The 19,349-nt window shown below is 68.5% G+C and carries 14 protein-coding genes; 11 read left to right on the forward strand and 3 right to left on the reverse strand.

Annotated features, from left to right (window positions below):
- Positions 1 to 7 precede the first annotated feature (7 nt).
- From HZI36_RS06240 to HZI36_RS06250, 3 genes are read right to left on the reverse strand one after another with little or no spacing between them, the layout of a single operon-like run.
- Complete coding sequence (locus HZI36_RS06240; RefSeq protein WP_179401755.1) at positions 8 to 682, reverse strand: hypothetical protein; 675 nt, start codon at positions 680 to 682, stop codon at positions 8 to 10.
- Positions 683 to 684: 2 nt separating this feature from the next.
- Positions 685 to 3,753 (reverse strand): efflux RND transporter permease subunit, encoded by a 3,069-nt coding sequence (locus HZI36_RS06245; protein ID WP_179401756.1) that lies wholly within the window; start codon positions 3,751 to 3,753, stop codon positions 685 to 687.
- Entirely contained in the window at positions 3,750 to 4,721 is a 972-nt protein-coding gene (locus tag HZI36_RS06250; protein ID WP_246326982.1) for an efflux RND transporter periplasmic adaptor subunit, read from the reverse strand. The genes HZI36_RS06245 and HZI36_RS06250 overlap by 4 nt, the downstream gene beginning before the upstream one ends.
- 646 nt (positions 4,722 to 5,367) lie before the next feature.
- Between HZI36_RS06250 and HZI36_RS06255 the strand changes: the two genes are divergently transcribed.
- From HZI36_RS06255 to HZI36_RS06305, 11 genes are all read left to right on the forward strand, one after another.
- Complete coding sequence (locus tag HZI36_RS06255; protein WP_179401757.1) at positions 5,368 to 6,342, forward strand: quinone oxidoreductase family protein; 975 nt, start codon at positions 5,368 to 5,370, stop codon at positions 6,340 to 6,342.
- Positions 6,343 to 6,669: 327 nt separating this feature from the next.
- Complete coding sequence (kdpF, locus tag HZI36_RS06260; RefSeq protein ID WP_179401758.1) at positions 6,670 to 6,762, forward strand: K(+)-transporting ATPase subunit F; 93 nt, start codon at positions 6,670 to 6,672, stop codon at positions 6,760 to 6,762.
- The gene (gene kdpA / locus HZI36_RS06265; RefSeq protein ID WP_179401759.1) at positions 6,759 to 8,564 is read left to right on the forward strand and encodes a potassium-transporting ATPase subunit KdpA; all 1,806 of its coding nucleotides are present in this window, start codon (positions 6,759 to 6,761) and stop codon (positions 8,562 to 8,564) included. Before kdpF ends, kdpA begins: the two co-directional genes overlap by 4 nt.
- 40 nt (positions 8,565 to 8,604) lie before the next feature.
- Complete coding sequence (kdpB, locus tag HZI36_RS06270; protein WP_179401760.1) at positions 8,605 to 10,731, forward strand: potassium-transporting ATPase subunit KdpB; 2,127 nt, start codon at positions 8,605 to 8,607, stop codon at positions 10,729 to 10,731.
- A gap of 25 nt (positions 10,732 to 10,756) precedes the next feature.
- The gene (gene kdpC, locus HZI36_RS06275; RefSeq protein ID WP_179401761.1) at positions 10,757 to 11,341 is read left to right on the forward strand and encodes a potassium-transporting ATPase subunit KdpC; all 585 of its coding nucleotides are present in this window, start codon (positions 10,757 to 10,759) and stop codon (positions 11,339 to 11,341) included.
- Positions 11,342 to 11,429: 88 nt separating this feature from the next.
- Positions 11,430 to 14,330, forward strand: a complete 2,901-nt coding sequence (locus HZI36_RS06280) for a DUF4118 domain-containing protein (protein WP_179401762.1) — start codon at positions 11,430 to 11,432, stop codon at positions 14,328 to 14,330.
- On the forward strand, positions 14,323 to 15,021 hold the full coding sequence (gene kdpE, locus HZI36_RS06285; RefSeq protein WP_179401763.1) for a two-component system response regulator KdpE: 699 nt from the start codon (positions 14,323 to 14,325) through the stop codon (positions 15,019 to 15,021). Before HZI36_RS06280 ends, kdpE begins: the two co-directional genes overlap by 8 nt.
- Before the next feature lie 130 nt (positions 15,022 to 15,151).
- Positions 15,152 to 15,472, forward strand: coding sequence for a quaternary ammonium compound efflux SMR transporter SugE (sugE, locus tag HZI36_RS06290; RefSeq protein WP_179401764.1), 321 nt, complete (start codon positions 15,152 to 15,154; stop codon positions 15,470 to 15,472).
- Between the two features lie 99 nt (positions 15,473 to 15,571).
- On the forward strand, positions 15,572 to 16,189 hold the full coding sequence (locus tag HZI36_RS06295; protein WP_179401765.1) for a DUF4126 domain-containing protein: 618 nt from the start codon (positions 15,572 to 15,574) through the stop codon (positions 16,187 to 16,189).
- 107 nt (positions 16,190 to 16,296) lie between these two features.
- The gene (locus HZI36_RS06300; RefSeq protein ID WP_246326987.1) at positions 16,297 to 18,834 is read left to right on the forward strand and encodes an ABC transporter permease; all 2,538 of its coding nucleotides are present in this window, start codon (positions 16,297 to 16,299) and stop codon (positions 18,832 to 18,834) included.
- Positions 18,835 to 18,889: 55 nt separating this feature from the next.
- Positions 18,890 to 19,300 (forward strand): group II truncated hemoglobin, encoded by a 411-nt coding sequence (locus HZI36_RS06305; RefSeq protein WP_179401767.1) that lies wholly within the window; start codon positions 18,890 to 18,892, stop codon positions 19,298 to 19,300.
- Positions 19,301 to 19,349 lie beyond the last annotated feature (49 nt).

Below are 19,349 nucleotides of genomic sequence, written 5' to 3' on the forward strand. Positions count from 1 at the left end.
GCGGGCGCTACCACTTGCAGCCCGAGTCGCTTGTTGCGCCGTACATGAGCATTGGGATCGCGAGGAGTCCATGGCGCGCGTGGGCGGTTCGGCAATCGCGACGCTGGGATTTGTCGATGCCGCGGGCAAGGGGGGACTCGGGGGCTTCGGAAGGTGTTTCGGCGTTGGAGGGGGCGAACGGCGACGCTGGCCGGTAGCGATTCGTCCGGCTTGGCGGGAGACGCTTCAAGTCGTTCTGCCAGTCCACGCTCGGCGTGGGTGCCTCGTTTGATTGCGCGTTCGCGTTGCGGGTTGGCTCGGGATTGGCTGCGGGCGACGGGCGCGCAGCCGTGGCGCTGGTCGCGCGCGCTTTTGGGATTGGCTTTGCGGATTCCGTTCCAGTCCTGGACGAGCGCGGCTTCGGGGCCTGCTGTTTCGGACGAGCGCGGATCGACGTCACTCTCTCCTCGGCCGGTGCTGCGGAGGTCGGCTGCGTTTCGGGCGGAATCATCCGAATGATCAAAGGCGCCGCCTTGGGGCGCGCGGCAGTCGCTTTAACTTGCGGACTTTCGCGCAACGCGATCAGTGCGAACACGTGCAGTAATGTAACGATCACGAACACGGCAAAGACGAAGCCGCGATTGCGTCGATCGGAGGCCGTGAACGAAGGCAAGACGTTGAATGAAGCGCGTGGATTGATCAAGGTCAGATAAATCGTTTGCGTATCGAGAGTACGTTGCGAACTGTCCCGGTTTTGATGTCGTCGACCATCTCGTACACGACCGGCACGACTAACAAACTCAGCAGCGTGGAGGTCAGCAAGCCGCCAATCACCGCCACCGCCATCGGGGCTCGAAAGCTGGCATCGCCGCCTGTACCTATCGCGATTGGCACCATGCCAGCCGTCATCGCCACCGTGGTCATGACAATCGGCCGCGCACGCTTACGGCATGCGTCGACGATGGCTTCGGTGCGCGAGAGTCCCAATTCGCGCCGCGCGGCGATCCCATACTCCACTAGCAGGATCGAGTTCTTGGTCACGATGCCCATCAACGTCAGGAGGCCGATCAGAGCCGGTAGGGACAAGCTGAATCCAAACAGCGCCAGCAGGCCGAATGCACCGCCCATCGACAACGGCAACGCGGCCAGGATCGTAATGGGCTGAGTGAAGTCGTGGAACAGCAGCACCAACACTGCGTAAACGCATAAAATTCCGGCGGCCATCGCCAGGATGAAATCTCCGAAGAGTTTTCCCATTTCCTCGACGTCGCCAGCAGGAAGGCGGCGAACGCCCGGCGGCAGGTTCTTGATGGAGGGGAGTGCCGCCACTGCCTGTTCCACTTCGCTCAACGGATGGCCCTCCAAACTGATGCTGATGGAGATGTTGCGGTTGCGATCGTAACGGTTGATCTGAGCCGGGCCGCTTTCGATGGTCAGGTCGGCGATGTTCTCGAGTGGTACTGCGCCGCCGTGCCCCGGTATGCGGAGTTGGCGGAGCGTGTCAAGTGAGCGGCGCGCGTTGCCAGCCAGTTCGACGCGGACATATACCTGTCTCTCAGGCAGGCTCATCTTGGGCAAGTGGACGTCATAATCGCCAGCGGTGGCCACACGCACTGTCTGGCCGATAGCCGTTGCCGTCACACCTTGCTGAGCGGCACGCGCAAAATCGGGGCGAATGGCGACTTCCGGCCTCATCAAGCTGGCTGACGATGTCGCTGCTCCCAGCCATTGAAGCGTGCGCAGATCGCGCATCACGTCGTGCGCGGCCTGTTGCAGCGTAGCGGGGTCGTCGCCGGCGAGGACCATCTTCAATTGCTCGCCCGACCCGTCGCCACCGAACGAGATGCGCACACCAGGCACGTCCTCCAATTGCTTGCGCAACTCGCGTTGGATCTGCTGCTGGTTCCGGCGGCGGTCGTTTCGATCGGTAAGCGAAATGCGCAGTGTGCCAGTGTGTACATCGCCGCCGCTGGAATCCGGCACGCCGAGCATCACGCTCGAACCGATGGTCGTATACACACTGCGCACATCCTTGTGCTGGATCGCCAGACGGCGCACGCGCTCGGTGGCGTCGCGTGTTTGCTGAATAGTGCTACCCGGTGGCGTCTGCACCGTCACTTGCAGCTGCGCCCGGTCTTCGGATGGAATGAACGTTGTCGGGATCAGGCTAATGATCGCTACCGATGCGCAGAAGAAGGCCGTCGCCATGCCACCGGTCTTCCAGCGGTGCGTGAGACTCCACCGCACAGCTTGAAGATAGCGTGTCATGATCGGGGCCTCACGCACAGGCTCGGGCTTGAGGGCTGGCTTGAGCAGGTAGGCCGCCATCATCGGCGTCAGCAAACGTGCAACGATCAGCGAGGCCAGGACAGCGAGTGACGCGGTCCAGCCGAACTGTTTGAAGAACTTGCCGGTGATACCGCCCATGAATGCCGTGGGGAGGAATACGGCCACCAGAGCAAGCGATGTGGCAACCACCGCCAGACCGATCTCTCTCGCCGCTTCCAGCGCAGCCTGAAACGGCGGTTTGCCGTTGCGCAAGTGGCGCACGATGTTTTCCACCTCGACGATGGCGTCATCTACCAAGATGCCCACGACTAACGTCAGCGCCAGGAGCGTGATGGCGTTGAGCGTGAAACCCAAAAAATGCATGGCGGCAAAGGTGGGAATGATGGACAACGGCAGGGCCACGGCCGAGACGAATGTCGCGCGCCAATCGCGCAGAAACAGCCAGACCACGACCACGGCTAGAACCGCTCCCTCAAAGAGCGCGCGCATTGCGGCCGCATAGGACTCCGACACCGGCTCAACGAGGCTGTGGACCATCGTCACTCGCAATTCGGGCCGGTCGGCCTGCAGCGCGGCGATGGCCGCCTGCACCCCTTCCGCTACGGACACTTCGCTGGCGCCGCGGGAGCGGAACACCTGGAAGCTGACCACCGGCTTGCCGTCCAGCAGGGCCATCTGACGCGGTTCCGCACCAGTATCGCTAATGTCCGCAATATCCGATAAACGGATGTGCCGACCGTCGTCGAGCGGAAGGTCTACCTGAGCCAGTTCGCGCGCGTTCGTGGCCGCACCGACGACGTGGATCGCCTGCTCCTGCCCACCGATATTGCCGCGCCCACCATGCGCTTCCTGCTGCATTGCGCGCAATTGCGAACTGATCTGCGCGACCGTTACGTTCAAAGCCTGCAGCCGCACCGGATCCAGCTGCAATCGCAATTCGCGGTTCACGCCGCCCTGGCGCGCCACCTTGGCCACGCCAGGCACGGATAGCAGCTTCTTGCTGACGGTGTTGTCGACATACCAGGACAAGTCTTCGGCATCCATGTCGGGGGCCTGCAGCGCGTAAGCCAATATCGGCGCGGAGGCAAATGTTACGCGCGAGATCTCCGGCTCCTGGACGTCGGGCGGCAATTGAGCTCGGATCCGGCTGACGGCGTCGCGCACGTCGTTGACGGCCTCCTGCACGTCCTTCTCCAACTGGAATTCGATCATCGTGGTCGAGCTACCGTCATTGATTGTCGACGCGATATGCTTGACGGCCCCGATGCTGGCGACGCTGTCCTCAATGCGTCGCGTGACCTCGGTTTCCAGCTGGGATGGCGTCGAGTCAGGCAGGCTTGCCGTCACGGACACAACAGGGAAGTCGATGTCGGGAAATTTCTGAATCGGCAGCATCCAGAACGACACCCCTCCCGCCACGGTAACCAGGACGAACAGCAGGATGGGCGGTATGGGGTTGCGGATTGCCCAGGCAGAGAAATTCAATGTGCCTGCTCCACCGGAACGGGTGTTTCCGTGGCTGGCCCAGCCGTGCCGGATGTAGACACGCGAACCAGGTCGCCGTCCGTCAAGAATACGGCGCCAACTGCCACCACGTCGTCATCCGGGCCGATGCCTTTCACTATTTCCACGCGGCCGTCTTGCCTGCGGCCGACCGTCAGCTTGATCTGGCGGACACGATTCCGTGATCCGATCACCATCGCGTAGTCGTAGCCGTCACGGGGGACGATGGCCGTCTCGGGTAACGTCATAGCCGACGCGTCACCCAGCAGCACGTACCCCGAAACGTACATGCCAGGCTTCAATTCGCTGGGCGCGTCGGTTGCCGCGGGCAAATCGACAAAGAGGAGACCGTTGCGTGTAGCGGCATTGACCGTTGGCGCGATCCGGCGCACGCGGCCGTCGACCGAGCTGCCGTCGAGGCGGCGCACACGGACCGGCTGCCCAGTCTGCACCTGCGGCAGCAGGTCGCCGCTCACCTCGGCATGCCACTCGAGCCGATTCTGGCGAATCAGTCTGAAGAGCTCTGAGCCGATCGACACCACCGCACCCATGGTCGCCGAGCGGGCGCTGATCACGCCGTTGTCCGGGGCGACCACGCGCGTGCGGCGTAGACGGATCGTCTCATTGTCAAAACGGGCGCGAGCGGAGGCCAGTCGGGCCGCCGCCGTCCGGGCTTGCGTGGCGTAGCGCGTCACGTCCTGCTGGCTGATTGCGCCACTTCCGTCGAGCGCTTGCACGCGACGTGCCTCGTCGGCAGCCTGCGCGAAAGCTGCCTTGGCCTCATTCAGCATAGCGCGCTGGGCGGCCAACTCCGTACGAACCGTTTCGTCGGACAGCTGTGCCAGCAATTGTCCTCGCTTGACTGCATCGCCCACGTTGACGAGCACCTCGGTCAATTTGAGACCATTGACTTCTGCGCCGATGCTGGCTTCCTGCCATGCCTGTACCATGCCGCTCGCCGCAATCGTTCGCGGCCACTCGCGTTGGTCTGCGCGCACCACGTCGACCGTGAGCGCTGGCTTGATTACGTCCGCGTCAGTAGGCGTTTGCTGGCCGCATGCGGCCAGCAAACATGCCATCACCGGGGGTAGCATGGGTTTGCAAATACGATGAGCCATCATCAAGCGTTTCAGGAAAGTGGTCGGCTGCTCGCAACCCGCGCCTCCGGCACAGCGAGGTGAACCTTGATGCCGTAGTTGGCCCGTGCCTGATCGCAATGACCTTGCGCGGTTTTCACGCGCGCGGCCCCTGCGCCACCATCGAAAGGAGGCAATGAGGCCGAAGGTCAGGATGATCGGAGGAATCAACCGATCGCCTACTGTGCATCAGCCACCGTGGCTTGCGCTTGCGCTAGATCAGCCGAAGCGGCAAACCCGCCGGCTTCAACCCGCGCCTCGCTCGCTCGATTGCCCCCAATCCCGACGCGGGCAAATTCCCGCGCGCTGCACGAATCCGCCCGACGCGCGAGAATCGTGCGTCGCGATCTGCGCGTCGGCCGGAGCGGCCGCCCATCCGGCCGTCTGTCCATTCGGCCGCCGCTCGCGCCGCGCGGTCGCCGAACCGCACATGTACCACCCCAAACACGAGGAGCACACGATGCCGAAAGCAATCCGTTACGACCAGCCGGGCGGCCCGGACGTGATGAAATGGGTCGACGTCGAGGTCGGCGTGCCGCAGGCCGGCGAGGTCCGCATCCGGCACCACGCGGTCGGGCTCAACTACATCGACGTCTACTTCCGCACCGGCCTTTATCCGCAGCCGCTGCCCGGCGGCCTCGGGATGGAGGCCGCCGGCGAAATCACCGCCGTCGGCGAGAACGTCACTGCGTTCAAACCCGGCGACCGCGTCGCGTACGTGTCGCCGCCGCCCGGCGCATACGCGCAGGAGCGCGTGCTTGCCGCCGACCGGCTCGTGAAATTGCCCGACGCGATCGGCTACGACGACGCGGCCGCCGCGATGCTGCAGGGCCTGACCGCGCACTATCTGCTGCGCCGCACGTACCCGGTCAAGGCCGGCGACACGATCCTGATCCACGCGGCCGCCGGCGGCGTCGGCCTGATCGCCTGCCAGTGGGCGAAGGCGCTCGGCGCGACCGTGATCGGCACGGTCGGCTCCGACGAGAAGGCCGCGCTCGCGAAGGCGCACGGCTGCGACCACCCGATCGTCTACACGCGCGAGAACTTCACGCAGCGCGTGAAGGACATCACGAACGGCGCCGGCGTGCCGGTCGTCTACGATTCGATCGGCAAGGACACGTACGTCGGCTCGCTCGACTGCCTCGCGCCCCTTGGGCTTTTCGTCAGCTTCGGCAACGCGTCGGGCCCGCTGCCGCCGATCGACTCGAAGGAGTTCTCGTCGCGCGGCTCGCTGTTCTTCACGCGGCCGACGCTGTTCACGTACATCGCGAAGCGCGCCGCGCTCGAATCGGCGGCCGACGAACTGTTCGGCGTGATCGAGTCGGGCAAGGTGAAGATGAGCATCAACCAGCGCTACGCGCTCGCCGACGTCGCGCAGGCGCACATCGACCTCGAATCGCGCAAGACCACCGGTTCGACGATCCTCGTGCCGTAAGCGCGCGAAGCAAGCGGCACAAGACGCCACACCAGGCACGCCACACCACGCACCGCCGGCCCGCCACCGGCACGCTTGCAAGCCCCACCGGACGGGCGGCGCAGCCGCGCCGCCCGTCGTCGTTTACGCGTTTTTTACGCGCGCCCCCGTACCTTTGACCCGTCCTTTACGCGTAATCCAATAATGTTCGAGTCGTCCGATTTCGAAGACGGAGAACACAAAAATGGATGCGGTTTTCATCGGCGGCCTGGCGATCTTCGCCGCGCTGATCATGGCGTTGATCGCCGGCTGCGAGAAGCTCGCGCAGTTCGGTCGCGGGGGGCGGCCATGACCTGGATGCTCTGGCTCGCGGGCGTTTCCACCGCGCTGCTGTTCGCGTATCTCGTCTATGCGCTGCTGCGCGCGGAGGACATCGAGTGAACGCGAACAACCTGATTCAATCGGGCCTCTTCATCGTCGTGCTGCTCGCGGCGGCGGTGCCCGTCGCGCGCTACCTCGCCGCGGTGATGGACGGCAGCTCGCGCGTCGTGCGCTGGTTCGGGCCGCTCGAGCGCGCGCTCTATCGCGTCGCGGGCGTCGACGCGCAGCGCGAGATGGGCTGGAAGGCGTACGCGGTCGCGACGATCGCGTTCAACGCACTCGGCGCGCTGTTCCTGTACGCGATCCTGCGGCTGCAGGGCTTCCTGCCCGGCAACCCGCAGCAGTTCGGCGCGATGACGCCCGACAGCGCGTTCAACACGGCCGTCAGCTTCGTCACGAACACGAACTGGCAGGACTACACGCCCGAGCAGACGGTCAGCTACCTGACGCAGATGCTCGGCCTGACCGTGCAGAACTTCTTTTCCGCGGCGACCGCGATCGTCGTCGTGATCGCGCTGATCCGCGGCTTCGCTCGCCACACCGCGCAGACGATCGGCAACTTCTGGGTCGACCTGACGCGCGTGACGATGTATGTGCTCATGCCGATGTCGATCGTGATCGCGGCGCTGCTGATGAGCCAGGGCGCGATCCAGAACATGACGGCGTACCAGGATGTGCCGGTGCTGCAGGCGAGCACGTACGACGCGCCGAAGCTCGACGCGCAGGGCAATCCGGTGAAGGACGCGAAGGGCAATCCGGTGACGGTCAAGACAGCGCTCGTGAAGCAGACGATCGCAATGGGCCCGGTCGCGTCGCAGGAAGCGATCAAGATGCTCGGCACCAACGGCGGCGGCTTCTTCAACGCGAACTCCTCGCATCCGTACGAGAACCCGACGCCGTTCGCGAACTTCGTGCAGATCATCGCGATCCTGATCATCCCGGCCGCGCTGTGCCTCGTGTTCGGCCAGATGATCGGCGACCGGCGGCAGGGCGTCGCGGTGCTCGCGGCGATGACGGTCGCGTTCGCGGTCGCGGTCGGCGTCGAGATCAGCGCCGAGCAGGGCGGCAACCCGACGCTCGCGGCGCTCCACGTTGATCAGAGCGCGAGCGCGCTGCAACCGGGCGGCAACATGGAAGGCAAGGAGACGCGCTTCGGCATCGCGCAGACCGGCATCTTCACGGTCGCGACGACGGCCGCGTCGTGCGGCGCCGTCGACGCGATGCACGATTCGCTGACGCCGCTCGGCGGCCTCGTGCCGATGCTGCTGATCCAGCTCGGCGAGGTGATCTTCGGCGGCGTCGGCTCCGGCCTCTACGGGATGCTCGTGTTCGCGCTGCTCGCGGTGTTCGTCGCGGGCCTGATGATCGGCCGCACGCCCGAGTACGTCGGCAAGAAGATCGAATCGTACGAGATGAAGATGGTGTCGATCGTCGTGCTGCTGACGCCGCTGCTGGTGCTCGTCGGCACGTCGATCGCGGTGCTCGCCGACGCCGGCCGCGCGGGCATCGCGAACCCGGGCCCGCACGGCTTCTCGGAGATTCTCTACGCGTTCAGCTCGGCCGCGAACAACAACGGCAGCGCGTTCGCGGGGCTGTCGGTGAACACGCCGTTCTACAACTGGCTGACGGGCATCGCGATGTGGTTCGGCCGCTTCGGCACGATCGTGCCGGTGCTCGCGATCGCGGGCTCGCTCGCCGCGAAGAAGCGCATCGCCGCGACGAGCGGCACGCTGCCGACGCATGGGCCGCTGTTCGTCGTGCTGCTGATCGGCACCGTGGTGCTGGTCGGCGCGCTGACCTACGTGCCCGCGCTCGCGCTCGGCCCTGGCGTCGAGCATCTGATGATGTGGCTCGGCGCGTGATCCGCGCCAGGGCAAAGAAAAAGGCATGCGAGAGATTGCGATGACTCAACATTCCGCAACACGGTCCTCAGCGACCCTGTCCATGTTCGATCCCGCGCTGTTGCGCCCGGCGATCGTGGATTCGTTCAAGAAACTCACGCCGCGCACGCAGTTCCGCAACCCGGTGATGTTCTGCGTGTACGTCGGCTCGATCCTGACGACGATCCTGTGGATCGCCGCGCTCAACGGCCAGGCCGAAGCGCCCGCGGGCTTCATTCTCGCGATCGCGCTGTGGCTGTGGTTCACGGTGCTGTTCGCGAACTTCGCGGAGGCGCTGGCCGAAGGCCGCTCGAAGGCGCAGGCGGCATCGCTGCGCAGCGCGAAGAAGGACGTGATGGCGAAGAAGCTCGGCGAGCCGCATCCGAAGGCGCCGATCCGCATCACGACCGCGTCGGATCTGCGCAAAGGCGACGTCGTGCTCGTCGAGGCAGGCGACGTGATCCCGGCCGATGGCGACGTGATCGAAGGTGTCGCGTCGGTCGACGAGTCGGCGATCACCGGCGAGTCCGCGCCGGTGATCCGCGAGTCGGGCGGCGACTTCTCGGCGGTGACGGGCGGCACGCGCGTGCTGTCCGACTGGATCGTCGTGCAGGTCACCGCGAACCCGGGCGAGGCGTTCCTCGACCGGATGATCGCGATGGTCGAAGGCGCGAAGCGCAAGAAGACGCCGAACGAGATCGCGCTGACGATCCTGCTCGTCGCGCTGACGATCGTGATGCTGCTCGCGACCGCGACGCTGCTGCCGTTCTCGGTGTTCTCGGTCGGCGCGATGAAGGCCGGCCACGTGGTGACGATTACCGCGCTCGTCGCGCTGCTCGTCTGCCTGATCCCGACGACGATCGGCGGCCTGCTGTCCGCGATCGGCGTCGCCGGGATGAGCCGGATGATGCAGGCGAACGTGATCGCGACGTCGGGCCGCGCGGTCGAGGCGGCCGGCGACGTCGACGTGCTGCTGCTCGACAAGACCGGCACGATCACGCTCGGCAACCGTCAGGCGTCGACGTTCCTGCCCGCGCCGGGCGTGACCGAGGAAGCGCTCGCGGATGCCGCGCAGCTGTCGTCGCTCGCGGACGAGACGCCGGAAGGCCGCAGCATCGTGGTGCTCGCGAAGGAGCGCTTCAACATCCGCCAGCGCGACATGGGCACGCTGCATCCGACGTTCCTCGGCTTCTCCGCGCAGACGCGGATGAGCGGTGTGGACCTGCATCCCAATGGGGCCGCCTCCGGCGCGCCGGGCCGCGAGATCCGCAAGGGCGCGGCCGATGCGATCAAGCGCTACGTCGAGACGCACGGCAGCCGCTTTCCGGACGAGGTGCGCCGCGCGGTCGACGACGTCGCGCGCCGCGGCAGCACGCCGCTCGTGGTCGCGGACCTCAATGAGGGCGCCGCGCGCGTGCTTGGCGTGATCGAGCTGAAGGACATCGTGAAGGGCGGCATCAAGGAGCGCTTCGCAGAGCTTCGCAAGATGGGGATCAAGACCGTGATGGTCACCGGCGACAACCGGCTGACGGCGGCGGCGATCGCGGCGGAGGCGGGCGTCGACGACTTCCTCGCGGAGGCGACGCCGGAGACGAAGCTCGCGACGATCCGCGAGCATCAGTCGGCGGGCCGCCTCGTCGCGATGACCGGCGACGGCACGAACGACGCGCCGGCGCTCGCTCAAGCCGACGTCGCGGTCGCGATGAACACCGGCACGCAGGCGGCGAAGGAAGCGGGGAACATGGTCGACCTCGATTCGAACCCGACGAAGCTGATCGAGATCGTCGAGATCGGCAAGCAGATGCTGATGACGCGCGGCTCGCTGACGACGTTCTCGATCGCGAACGACATCGCGAAGTACTTCGCGATCATCCCGGCCGCGTTCGTGACCACGTATCCGCAGTTGAAGGTGCTCGACATCATGCACTTGACGTCGCCGGCGTCCGCGATCCTGTCGGCGGTGATCTTCAACGCGCTGATCATCGTCGCGCTGATTCCGCTCGCGCTGAAGGGCGTGACGTACCGACCGCTGGGCGCCGCGTCGCTGCTGCGCCGGAACCTGCTGGTCTACGGTCTCGGCGGCGTGCTGCTGCCGTTCCCGTTCATCAAGCTGATCGACATGACGCTCGCCGCGCTCGGCTGGGCGTGATGGATACACTGCAAGGACATTCGCGATGAAAACATTGATTCGTCCGCTTCTCGTGATCTTCGTCGTGCTCGCCGCGCTGACGGGGCTCGCGTATCCCGCCGTGGTGATGCTCGTCGGCCAGAGCGCGTTCCACGCGCAGGCGAACGGCAGCCTCGTCGAGCAGAACGGCAAGGTCGTCGGCTCCGCGCTGATCGGCCAGTCGTTCGACAAGCCCGGCTACTTCTGGGGCCGCCTGTCCGCGACCACGCCGATGCCGTACAACGCCGCGAACTCCGGCGGCTCGAACCTCGGCCCGCTGAATCCGTCGCTGTCGGATCAGATCAAGGCGCGGATCGCCGCGCTGAAGGACGCCGGCACCGACGTGTCGAAGCCGGTGCCGATCGATCTCGTGACCGCGTCCGCGAGCGGGCTCGATCCGGAGATCAGCCCGGCCGCGGCCGAGTACCAGATCGGGCGCGTCGCGAACGCGCGGCACCTGCCGGCCGACACGGTCGCGAAGCTCGTCGCGGACCACACGACGGGCCGCCAGTTCGGCGTGTTCGGCGAGCCGCGCGTGAACGTGCTGAAGCTGAACCTCGCGCTCGACGCGGCCGCGCCCGCCGCGCGATGAAACGACGGCGCGTGCGCCGTCTTTGGCATTCGCGGCCATTTGGAACGACAATGCGTGCAGGCGCGCGCACCGGAGCCCCTCGTTTCGCATGAACCGTCCCGATCCCGATCAACTCCTCGACAAGCTGCAGCGCGACGAAGAAAAGCAGCGGCGCGGCCAGCTGAAGATCTTCTTCGGCGCGTCGGCGGGCGTCGGCAAGACCTACGCGATGCTGCAGGCCGCGCGCCAGCGCAGGGAGGACGGCGTCGACGTCGTTGTCGGCATCGTCGAGACGCATGGCCGGACCGAGACCGCCGCGCTCGTCGACGGCCTCGACGTGCTGCCGCTCGCGAAGCTCGACTACCGCGGCCGCGCGCTCGCCGAGTTCGACCTCGATGCGGCGCTCGCGCGCAAGCCCGAACTGATCCTCGTCGACGAGCTCGCCCATTCGAACGTGCAGGGCGCGCGCCACCTGAAGCGCTGGCAGGACGTGATCGAGCTGCTCGACGCGGGCATCGACGTCTATACGACCGTCAACGTCCAGCATCTGGAGAGCCTGAACGACGTGGTCGGCTCGATCACCGGCATTCGCGTGTGGGAGACCGTGCCGGACCGCGTGTTCGACGCGGCCGACGAGGTGACGCTCGTCGACCTGCCGGCCGAAGAGCTGCTCGCGCGGATGCGCGACGGCAAGGTCTATCTCGCGCAGCAGGCCGAGCGCGCGGTGCGCAACTTCTTCCGCAAGGGCAACCTGATCGCGCTGCGCGAGCTCGCGCTGCGGCGCACCGCCGATCGCGTCGACGCGCAGATGCGCGAGTACCGCGCCGACCGCTCGATCCAGCGGATCTGGCAGGCGCGCGAGCGGCTGCTCGTCTGCGTCGGGCCGGGGCCGGAGGCGCCGACGCTCGTGCGCGCGGCCGCGCGGCTCGCGGCGAGCCTGAAGGCGGACTGGATCGCCGTCTACGTCGAGACGCCGAAGCTGCAGCGGCTGCCGGACGCGCAGCGCGAGCGCACGCTGAACGCGCTGAAGCTCGCGGCGGAACTCGGCGCGGAGACCGCGACGCTCGCGGGCGCCGACGCGCTCGCCGCGCTGATCGGCTACGCGAAGGTGCGCAACGTATCGAAGGTCGTCGCGGGCGGCTCGCCGAGGACGGGGCTCGCGCGCCGCTTCTCGCGGCCGTTCGGCGAGCGCCTCGCGGAGCGCGCGGGCGACGTCGATCTGATGCTGATCCGCGCGTCCGCGAGCGACGAGGTGCGCGTGGCGCCGCTCGACGCGCGCGCGCGCGACTGGCGCGACGCGTTCGCGCACCTTGGCGGCGACCGCTCGCCGCCGCGCCACTACGCGTACGCGGCCGCGATCTGCGCGGGGATCACGGTCGTCGCGAGCGCGGTCCACGCGCACCTCGACCTGACGAACCTCGTGATGCTGTACCTGCTCGGCGTCGTGTTCTCGGCGGTGCGCCTCGGGCGCGGGCCGGGCGTGCTGCAGTCGTTCCTGTCGGTCGCCGCGTTCGACTTCTTCTTCGTGCCGCCGCGGATGTCGTTCTCGGTCAGCGACACGCAGTATCTGCTGACGTTCTTCGGGATGCTGCTGACGTCGCTCGTGATCAGCCACCTGACGTCGAGCCTCACGCGCGAGGCGGACCTGGCGCAGCGGCGCGAGCGGCGCACCGGCGCGATGTACGCGATGGCGCGCGAGCTCGCGGCCGCGCTGACGAACGAGCAGATCGTCGAGATCGGCAGCCGGCACGTGTCCGAGGTGTTCCGCGCGCGCGTCGCGATCCTGCTGCCGGACAGCGCGGACCAGGTCCGGCAGAAGCTCGAGGAGCCCGACGCGGCGATCACGCTGACGGGCGGCGATCTCGACAACGACGTCGGCCAGTGGGTGTACGACCAGCAGAAGCCGGCCGGGCGCGGCACCGACACGCTGCCCGCGACGAAGGCGCGCTACCTGCCGCTGAAGGCGCCGATGCGCACGCGCGGCGTGCTCGCGGTGCTCGCGCAGGATCAGCGCGAACTCGAGGTGCCCGAGCAGCAGCGGATGCTCGACGCGTTCGCCGCGCAGATCGCGCTCGCGGTCGAGCGCGTGCATTACGTCGACATCGCGCGCGACGCGCTCGTCAGCATGGAGTCGGAGCGGCTGCGCAACTCGCTGCTGTCCGCGATCTCGCACGACCTGCGCACGCCGCTCACGTCGATCGTCGGCTTCTCGTCGATGCTCGCGAACGCGCGCGCGGCCGGCGCGGCGGGCGGGCCCGCAAGGGTGGGCGGCGACCCGGCGGGCCGCGACCGGGCGGCGGAGCGGCACGCGCAGCGCGAGGACGAACTCGTCGACGCGATCCACGACGAGGCGCTGCGGATGACCGGCATCGTCACGAACCTGCTCGACATGGCGCGGCTGCAGGCGGGCAGCCTGCAACTGAAGCGCCAGTGGTCGCTGCTCGAGGAGACGGTCGGCGCGGCGCTCGCCGCGTGCCGGCGCGTGCTCGCGCGGCATCCGGCGCGGGTCGCGCTGCCGCCGGACCTGCCGCTGCTGCAGACCGACGCGGTGCTGATGGAGCGCCTGTTCACAAACCTGTTCGAGAACGCGGCGAAGTACACGCCGCCCGACGCGCCGATCGAGATCGGCGCGCAGCGGATCGACGAGGACGGGCTGCCGTTCGTGCGCGTGTTCGTCGACGATCACGGTCCGGGCCTGCCGCCCGGGATGGAGACGCGGATCTTCGACAAGTTCACGCGCGGCGAGAAGGAATCGTCGACGCCGGGCATCGGGCTCGGGCTCGCGATCTGCCGAGCGATCGTTGACGCGCACGGCGGTAAAATCGGCGCACTGAACCGCACCGCGCCCGACGGGCACGTGACGGGTGCCCGCTTCTGGTTCACGCTGCCGGTCGACGCGCCGCCGCCCGCCGCCATCCCGGACAGCGAGGCCGACGAGGCCGATGCGCTGCCCGCGCCGCCGTCCGACGCGCCCGCGCCGTCCGCTTCCGATAGGCCCGACCATGAGTGAACCGACACCGACCGTCGTCCTGATCGAGGACGAGAAACAGATCCGCCGCTTCGTGCGCGCCGCGCTCGAGGAGGAGGGGATCGCCGTGTACGAGGCCGAGACCGGCAAGCAGGGGCTGATCGAGGCGGCGACGCGCCAGCCCGATCTCGCGATCGTCGATCTCGGGCTGCCGGACACCGACGGCCTCGACGTAATCCGCGAGCTGCGCGGCTGGTCCGAGGTGCCGGTGATCGTGCTGTCCGCGCGCACGCAGGAGGACGAGAAGGTCGCGGCGCTCGACGCGGGCGCGGACGACTACCTGACGAAGCCGTTCGGCGTGTCCGAGCTGCGCGCGCGGATCCGCGCGCATCTGCGGCGGCGCAACCAGGGCGGCGCGAGCGCGTCGCCGCAGGTGAGCTTCGGGACGGTGAGCGTCGATCTCGCGCTGCGCCAGGTCTGGCGCGACGGCGAGATCGTCCACCTGACGCCGCTCGAATATCGCCTGCTCGCGACGCTCGTGCGCCACGCGGGCCGCGTGCTCACGCACCGGCAGCTGCTGCGCGACGTGTGGGGGCCGTCGCACGTCGACAGTCATCACTATCTGCGGATCTACATGGCGCATCTGCGCCAGAAGCTCGAGCGCGATCCCGCGCAGCCGGAGTACATCGTCACCGAAACGGGTGTCGGCTACCGGCTCGTCGGCGCCGCTTGAGCGTGAGCATGAGCGTGGACACGAGCGCGCGCCCGTAAGCCGTTTGTTATACTCCCGGCCGCCCGGGGACGACCCCGGGCCATTCGCTTGAACGGGGACGGCCCCATCTGATTCGCGGAATCGCTTCGACATGGCCTGGGTTTTGTTGATGATCGCCGGTTTGCTGGAGGTCGCGTGGGCGGCCGGGATGAAATCGTCGGACGGCTTCACACGGCTCGGCCCGTCGGTGTTTACGGTCGTGACGGCGCTCGGCAGCTTCGTGCTGCTCGCGATCGCGATGCGCGAACTGCCGCTCGGCACCGCGTACGCGGTCTGGACCGGGATCGGCGCGGTCGGCGCGTTCGTGTTCGGCATCGTGATGATGGGCGAGGCGGTGACGGCCGCGCGCGTCGCGAGCGCGGCGCTGATCGTCGCGGGGCTCGTCGGGCTCAAGCTGTCGTCCGCGCACTGAACGGCGCGCCGCGCGACCCTCGGGTTCCGGTGTCTTGGGGGGCGGATGCTGCGCTGCTTATAATGGAACGCATCCGAGCCTGAATGCAAGGAGGCCGTGATGGTCGAAGCCATTTCGCTCGGCGCGGGTCTCGCGTGGGCGAGCGGCCTGCGCCTGTACCTGACCGTGCTGATCGCGGGCGTGCTCGCCCGGATCGGCTGGCTCCATCTGCCCGATACGCTCGCGATCCTCACGTCGCCGTGGGTGATCGGCGCGGCGGCGGCGCTCGCGGTCGCCGAGTTCCTTGCCGACAAGATTCCCGCGTTCGATTCCCTGTGGGACGCGGTCCACACGTTCATCCGGATTCCGGCCGGCGCGGTGCTCGCGGCCGGCGCGCTCGGCCATGCCGATCCGACGGTGCTCGCGATCGCCGGACTCGCCGGCGGCACGCTCGCCGGCGCGTCGCACGTGACGAAGGCCGGCACGCGCGCGCTGATCAACCTGTCGCCGGAGCCGATCTCGAACTGGATCGCGTCGTCCACCGAGGACGGCCTCGTGTTCGGCGGGCTCGCGCTCGCATTCTTCGCGCCGCTGCTGTTCCTCGTGCTGCTGGCCGGGTTCCTCGCGGCGTCCGCGTGGGCGTTGCCGCGGCTCTGGCGCGGCGTGTACGGCGGCTTCAGGGGGATGGCGAACCACATGGTCACGCGGCTCCATTCGATCGGGAGCAAACGAGATTGAGGGGGCGGCCATCCGTCGGGCCGCCATCCGTGGGGCACGGTGACGGCACGCCGCGCGCGCACGCGGGCCGGTTCGGCTGGCGCGATCTCGTCGCGCTGGCCGCGCGGATGACCGCGCGCGACTGGCGCGCCGGCGAACTGACGCTGCTGGTGCTCGCGCTGGTGCTCGCGGTCGCGGCGCTGACGAGCGTCGGGTTCCTCGCGGACCGACTGCGCGCGGGCCTCGAGCGCGACGCGCGGCGGATGCTCGGCGCCGATTTCGTCGTGCGCGCCGATCGTCCGGTCGATCGGTCGTTCTTCGACGAAGCGCGCAAGCTCGGCCTGCGCACCGCGACGACCGCGATTTTTCCGAGCATGATCGGCGCTTCCCCCGATCCTTCCCCCGATGCTTCATCCGCTGCGTCGCCCGCCGCCGCGCCGCTGTCGCGGCTCGCCGCGGTGAAGGCCGTCTCACCGGGCTATCCGCTGCGCGGCGCGGTCGAGATCGCGCCGGCGCCCGGCGCGCCGTCGCACCAGGCCGCGTCGATTCCGGCGCCCGGCACCGTGTGGGCCGATCCCGCGCTGCTCGACGCGCTGCACGTGCCGATCGGCGGCCGCGTGCGCGTCGGGCTGCGCACGTTCACGGTCGCCGCGTCGATCTCCCGCGAGCTCGATCGCGGCTTCTCGTTCGTCAACTTTTCGCCGCGGCTGATGCTGCGCGCGGACGACCTCGCGTCGACCGGGCTCGTCGGCTACGGCAGCCGCGTCACGTACCGGCTGCTCGTCGCGGGCGACGAGCAGGCCGTCGCGCGCTTCGCCGCGTACGCGCACGCGCGCGTCGACGGCGGCAAGCTGCGCGGCGTCGGCCTCGAATCGCTGCAGGAAGGCCAGCCGCAGGTGCGACAGACGCTCGACCGCGCGCGCGCGTTCCTGACCCTCGTCGCGCTGCTGACCGCGCTGCTCGCCGCGGTCGCGATCGCGATGGCCGCGCAGCGCTACATGCGCCGCCATCTCGACGGCTGCGCGACGATGCGCTGCCTCGGCATTGGCCGCCGCACGCTCGGCACACTGTTCGCGCTCGAATTCGCGGGGATCGGCGTCGCGGGCGGCGTCGCCGGCACGCTGCTCGGCTACGGCGGCCACTGGATCCTGCTCGCGGCGCTCGGCAGCCTGATCGACGTCGTGTTGCCGCCGCCGACCGCGTGGCCGGCTGTCGTCGGCGTCGGCGCGGCGCTCGTGCTGCTGCTCGGCTTCGCGCTGCCGCCGCTCGTGCCGCTCACGCGCGTGCCGCCGGTGCGCGTGCTGCGGCGCGAGTGGGGCGGTGCCGCGCGCACCGCGTGGGCCGCGTATGCGGTCGGCGTCGCGCTGTTCGCGGCGTTGCTGATCGCGGCGGCCGGCAACCTGAAGCTCGGCCTGATCGTCGCCGGCGGTTTCGCGCTCGGGCTCGTCGGCTTCGCGCTCGTCGCGCGGCTCGCGCTGTTCGCGGCCGCGCGCGCGGCGCGCAACGCGCGTGTGTCGGCGCGCGTGCCGGCGGGCGTCGGCTGGCGCTACGCGCTCGCGTCGCTCGACCGGCGCGGCACCGCGAGCGCGCTGCAGATCACCGCGCTCGCGCTCGGCCTGATGTGCCTGCTGCTGATCGCGATCACGCGCAACGATCTCGTCGCCGGCTGGCGCGCGTCGACACCGTCCGACGGGCCGAACCAGTTCCTGATCGACATCCAGCCCGACCAGCGCGCGGATGTCGCGTCGTGGCTCGCCGCGCACGGCATCGACGCCGCGCTCGAGCCGATGGTGCGCGGCCGGTTGATCGCGGTCAACGGCAAGCCGGTGGACCCCAACGCGTACAAGACCGACGACGCGCGGCGGCTCGTTGACCGCGAGTTCAACCTGTCGTATACGACCCAACTGCCGTCCGACAACCGGATCGTCGCCGGGCGCTGGTACGGCGCGTCGACAACGCCGCAGATCTCGATCGAGGCCGGCCTCGCGAAGACGCTCGACGTGAAGCCGGGCGACGTGCTGAGTTTCGACGTGACCGGGCTGACGATCGACGCGCCGATCACGAGCGTGCGCAAGCTCGACTGGGGCACGTTCCGCGTGAACTTCTTCGTGCTGATGCCGCCCGCCGCGCTGACGGATTTCCCGGCGATCTACCTGACGAGCTTCCATTTGCCGACGGAGCGCGCGGCGCTGCTCGATCCGCTGATCGCGCGCGATCCGAACCTGACCGCGATCGACGTGACGCCGATCCTCGCGCAGCTCGAGCGCGTGCTGCTGCAGGTGACCGGCGCGGTGCAGTTCCTGTTCGCGTTCACGCTCGCGGCCGGCGTGCTCGTGCTCTACACGGCGCTCGCCGGCTCGCGCGACGAGCGCGTGCGGGAGGCGGCGCTGCTGCGCGCGCTCGGCGCGTCGCGCGCGCAGGTGGTCGCGGTGCAGCGCGCGGAGTTCGTCGTGGTCGGCACGCTCGCGGGCGCGATGGCGGCGGCGGGCGCGCTCGCGGTCGGCGCGGTGCTCGCGTCGCGCGTGTTCGATTTCCGGCTCGTGCCCGATCCGTGGCTCGTGCCGGCCGGTATCGCGGCCGGTGTCGCGTGCGCGGGTGCGGCCGGCTGGCTGAGCCTGCATAATGTGCTGCGGCGCCCCGCGCTGCGGTCGCTGCGCGACGCTTGAGCCGCACCTGAGCGGCGCGCCGGCTTTCTCCAGCACCCGAATCCGGAAGACCTGTATGACCGATGTGAATGACGACGCGCCGTCGCAGCCGACGGCGTTCGAGCTCGTGGGCGGCGAGGCCCGCGTGCGCGAAATCGTGGATCGTTTCTACGATCTGATGGACCTCGAGCCCGAGTTCGCGCAGATCCGCGCGCTGCACCCGGCGTCGCTCGACGGCTCGCGCGACAAGCTGTTCTGGTTTCTGTGCGGCTGGCTCGGCGGGCCGGACCACTACATCGAGCGCTTCGGCCATCCGCGGCTGCGCGCGCGGCATCTGCCGTTCGCGATCGCGTCGGTCGAGCGCGACCAGTGGCTGCGCTGCATGGCGTGGGCGATGGAGGACGCCGGGCTGCCCGAGCCGCTGCGCGAGCGGCTGATGCATTCGTTCTTCGACACCGCCGACTGGATGCGCAACCGGCCCGGCTGATCGACCGGTACACCGCCGCCCGGATGCCGGTGCAAGCGCCACTGGGGCC

This window comes from Burkholderia guangdongensis (assembly GCF_013403875.1).
In the GTDB taxonomy this organism is placed as follows: Bacteria; Pseudomonadota; Gammaproteobacteria; order Burkholderiales; family Burkholderiaceae; genus Burkholderia; species Burkholderia guangdongensis.

Bases quoted from the DNA above. Each gene is read 5' to 3' on its own strand.
- HZI36_RS06250 (WP_246326982.1), bottom strand. From the start codon at position 4,721: ATGGTACAGGCATGGCAGGAAGCCAGCATCGGCGCAGAAGTCAATGGT.
- HZI36_RS06255 (WP_179401757.1), top strand. From the start codon at position 5,368: ATGCCGAAAGCAATCCGTTACGACCAGCCGGGCGGCCCGGACGTGATG.
- kdpF (WP_179401758.1), top strand. From the start codon at position 6,670: ATGACCTGGATGCTCTGGCTCGCGGGCGTTTCCACCGCGCTGCTGTTC.
- kdpB (WP_179401760.1), top strand. From the start codon at position 8,605: ATGACTCAACATTCCGCAACACGGTCCTCAGCGACCCTGTCCATGTTC.
- kdpC (WP_179401761.1), top strand. From the start codon at position 10,757: ATGAAAACATTGATTCGTCCGCTTCTCGTGATCTTCGTCGTGCTCGCC.
- HZI36_RS06280 (WP_179401762.1), top strand. From the start codon at position 11,430: ATGAACCGTCCCGATCCCGATCAACTCCTCGACAAGCTGCAGCGCGAC.
- kdpE (WP_179401763.1), top strand. From the start codon at position 14,323: ATGAGTGAACCGACACCGACCGTCGTCCTGATCGAGGACGAGAAACAG.
- sugE (WP_179401764.1), top strand. From the start codon at position 15,152: ATGGCCTGGGTTTTGTTGATGATCGCCGGTTTGCTGGAGGTCGCGTGG.
- HZI36_RS06295 (WP_179401765.1), top strand. From the start codon at position 15,572: ATGGTCGAAGCCATTTCGCTCGGCGCGGGTCTCGCGTGGGCGAGCGGC.
- HZI36_RS06300 (WP_246326987.1), top strand. From the start codon at position 16,297: ATGACCGCGCGCGACTGGCGCGCCGGCGAACTGACGCTGCTGGTGCTC.
- HZI36_RS06305 (WP_179401767.1), top strand. From the start codon at position 18,890: ATGACCGATGTGAATGACGACGCGCCGTCGCAGCCGACGGCGTTCGAG.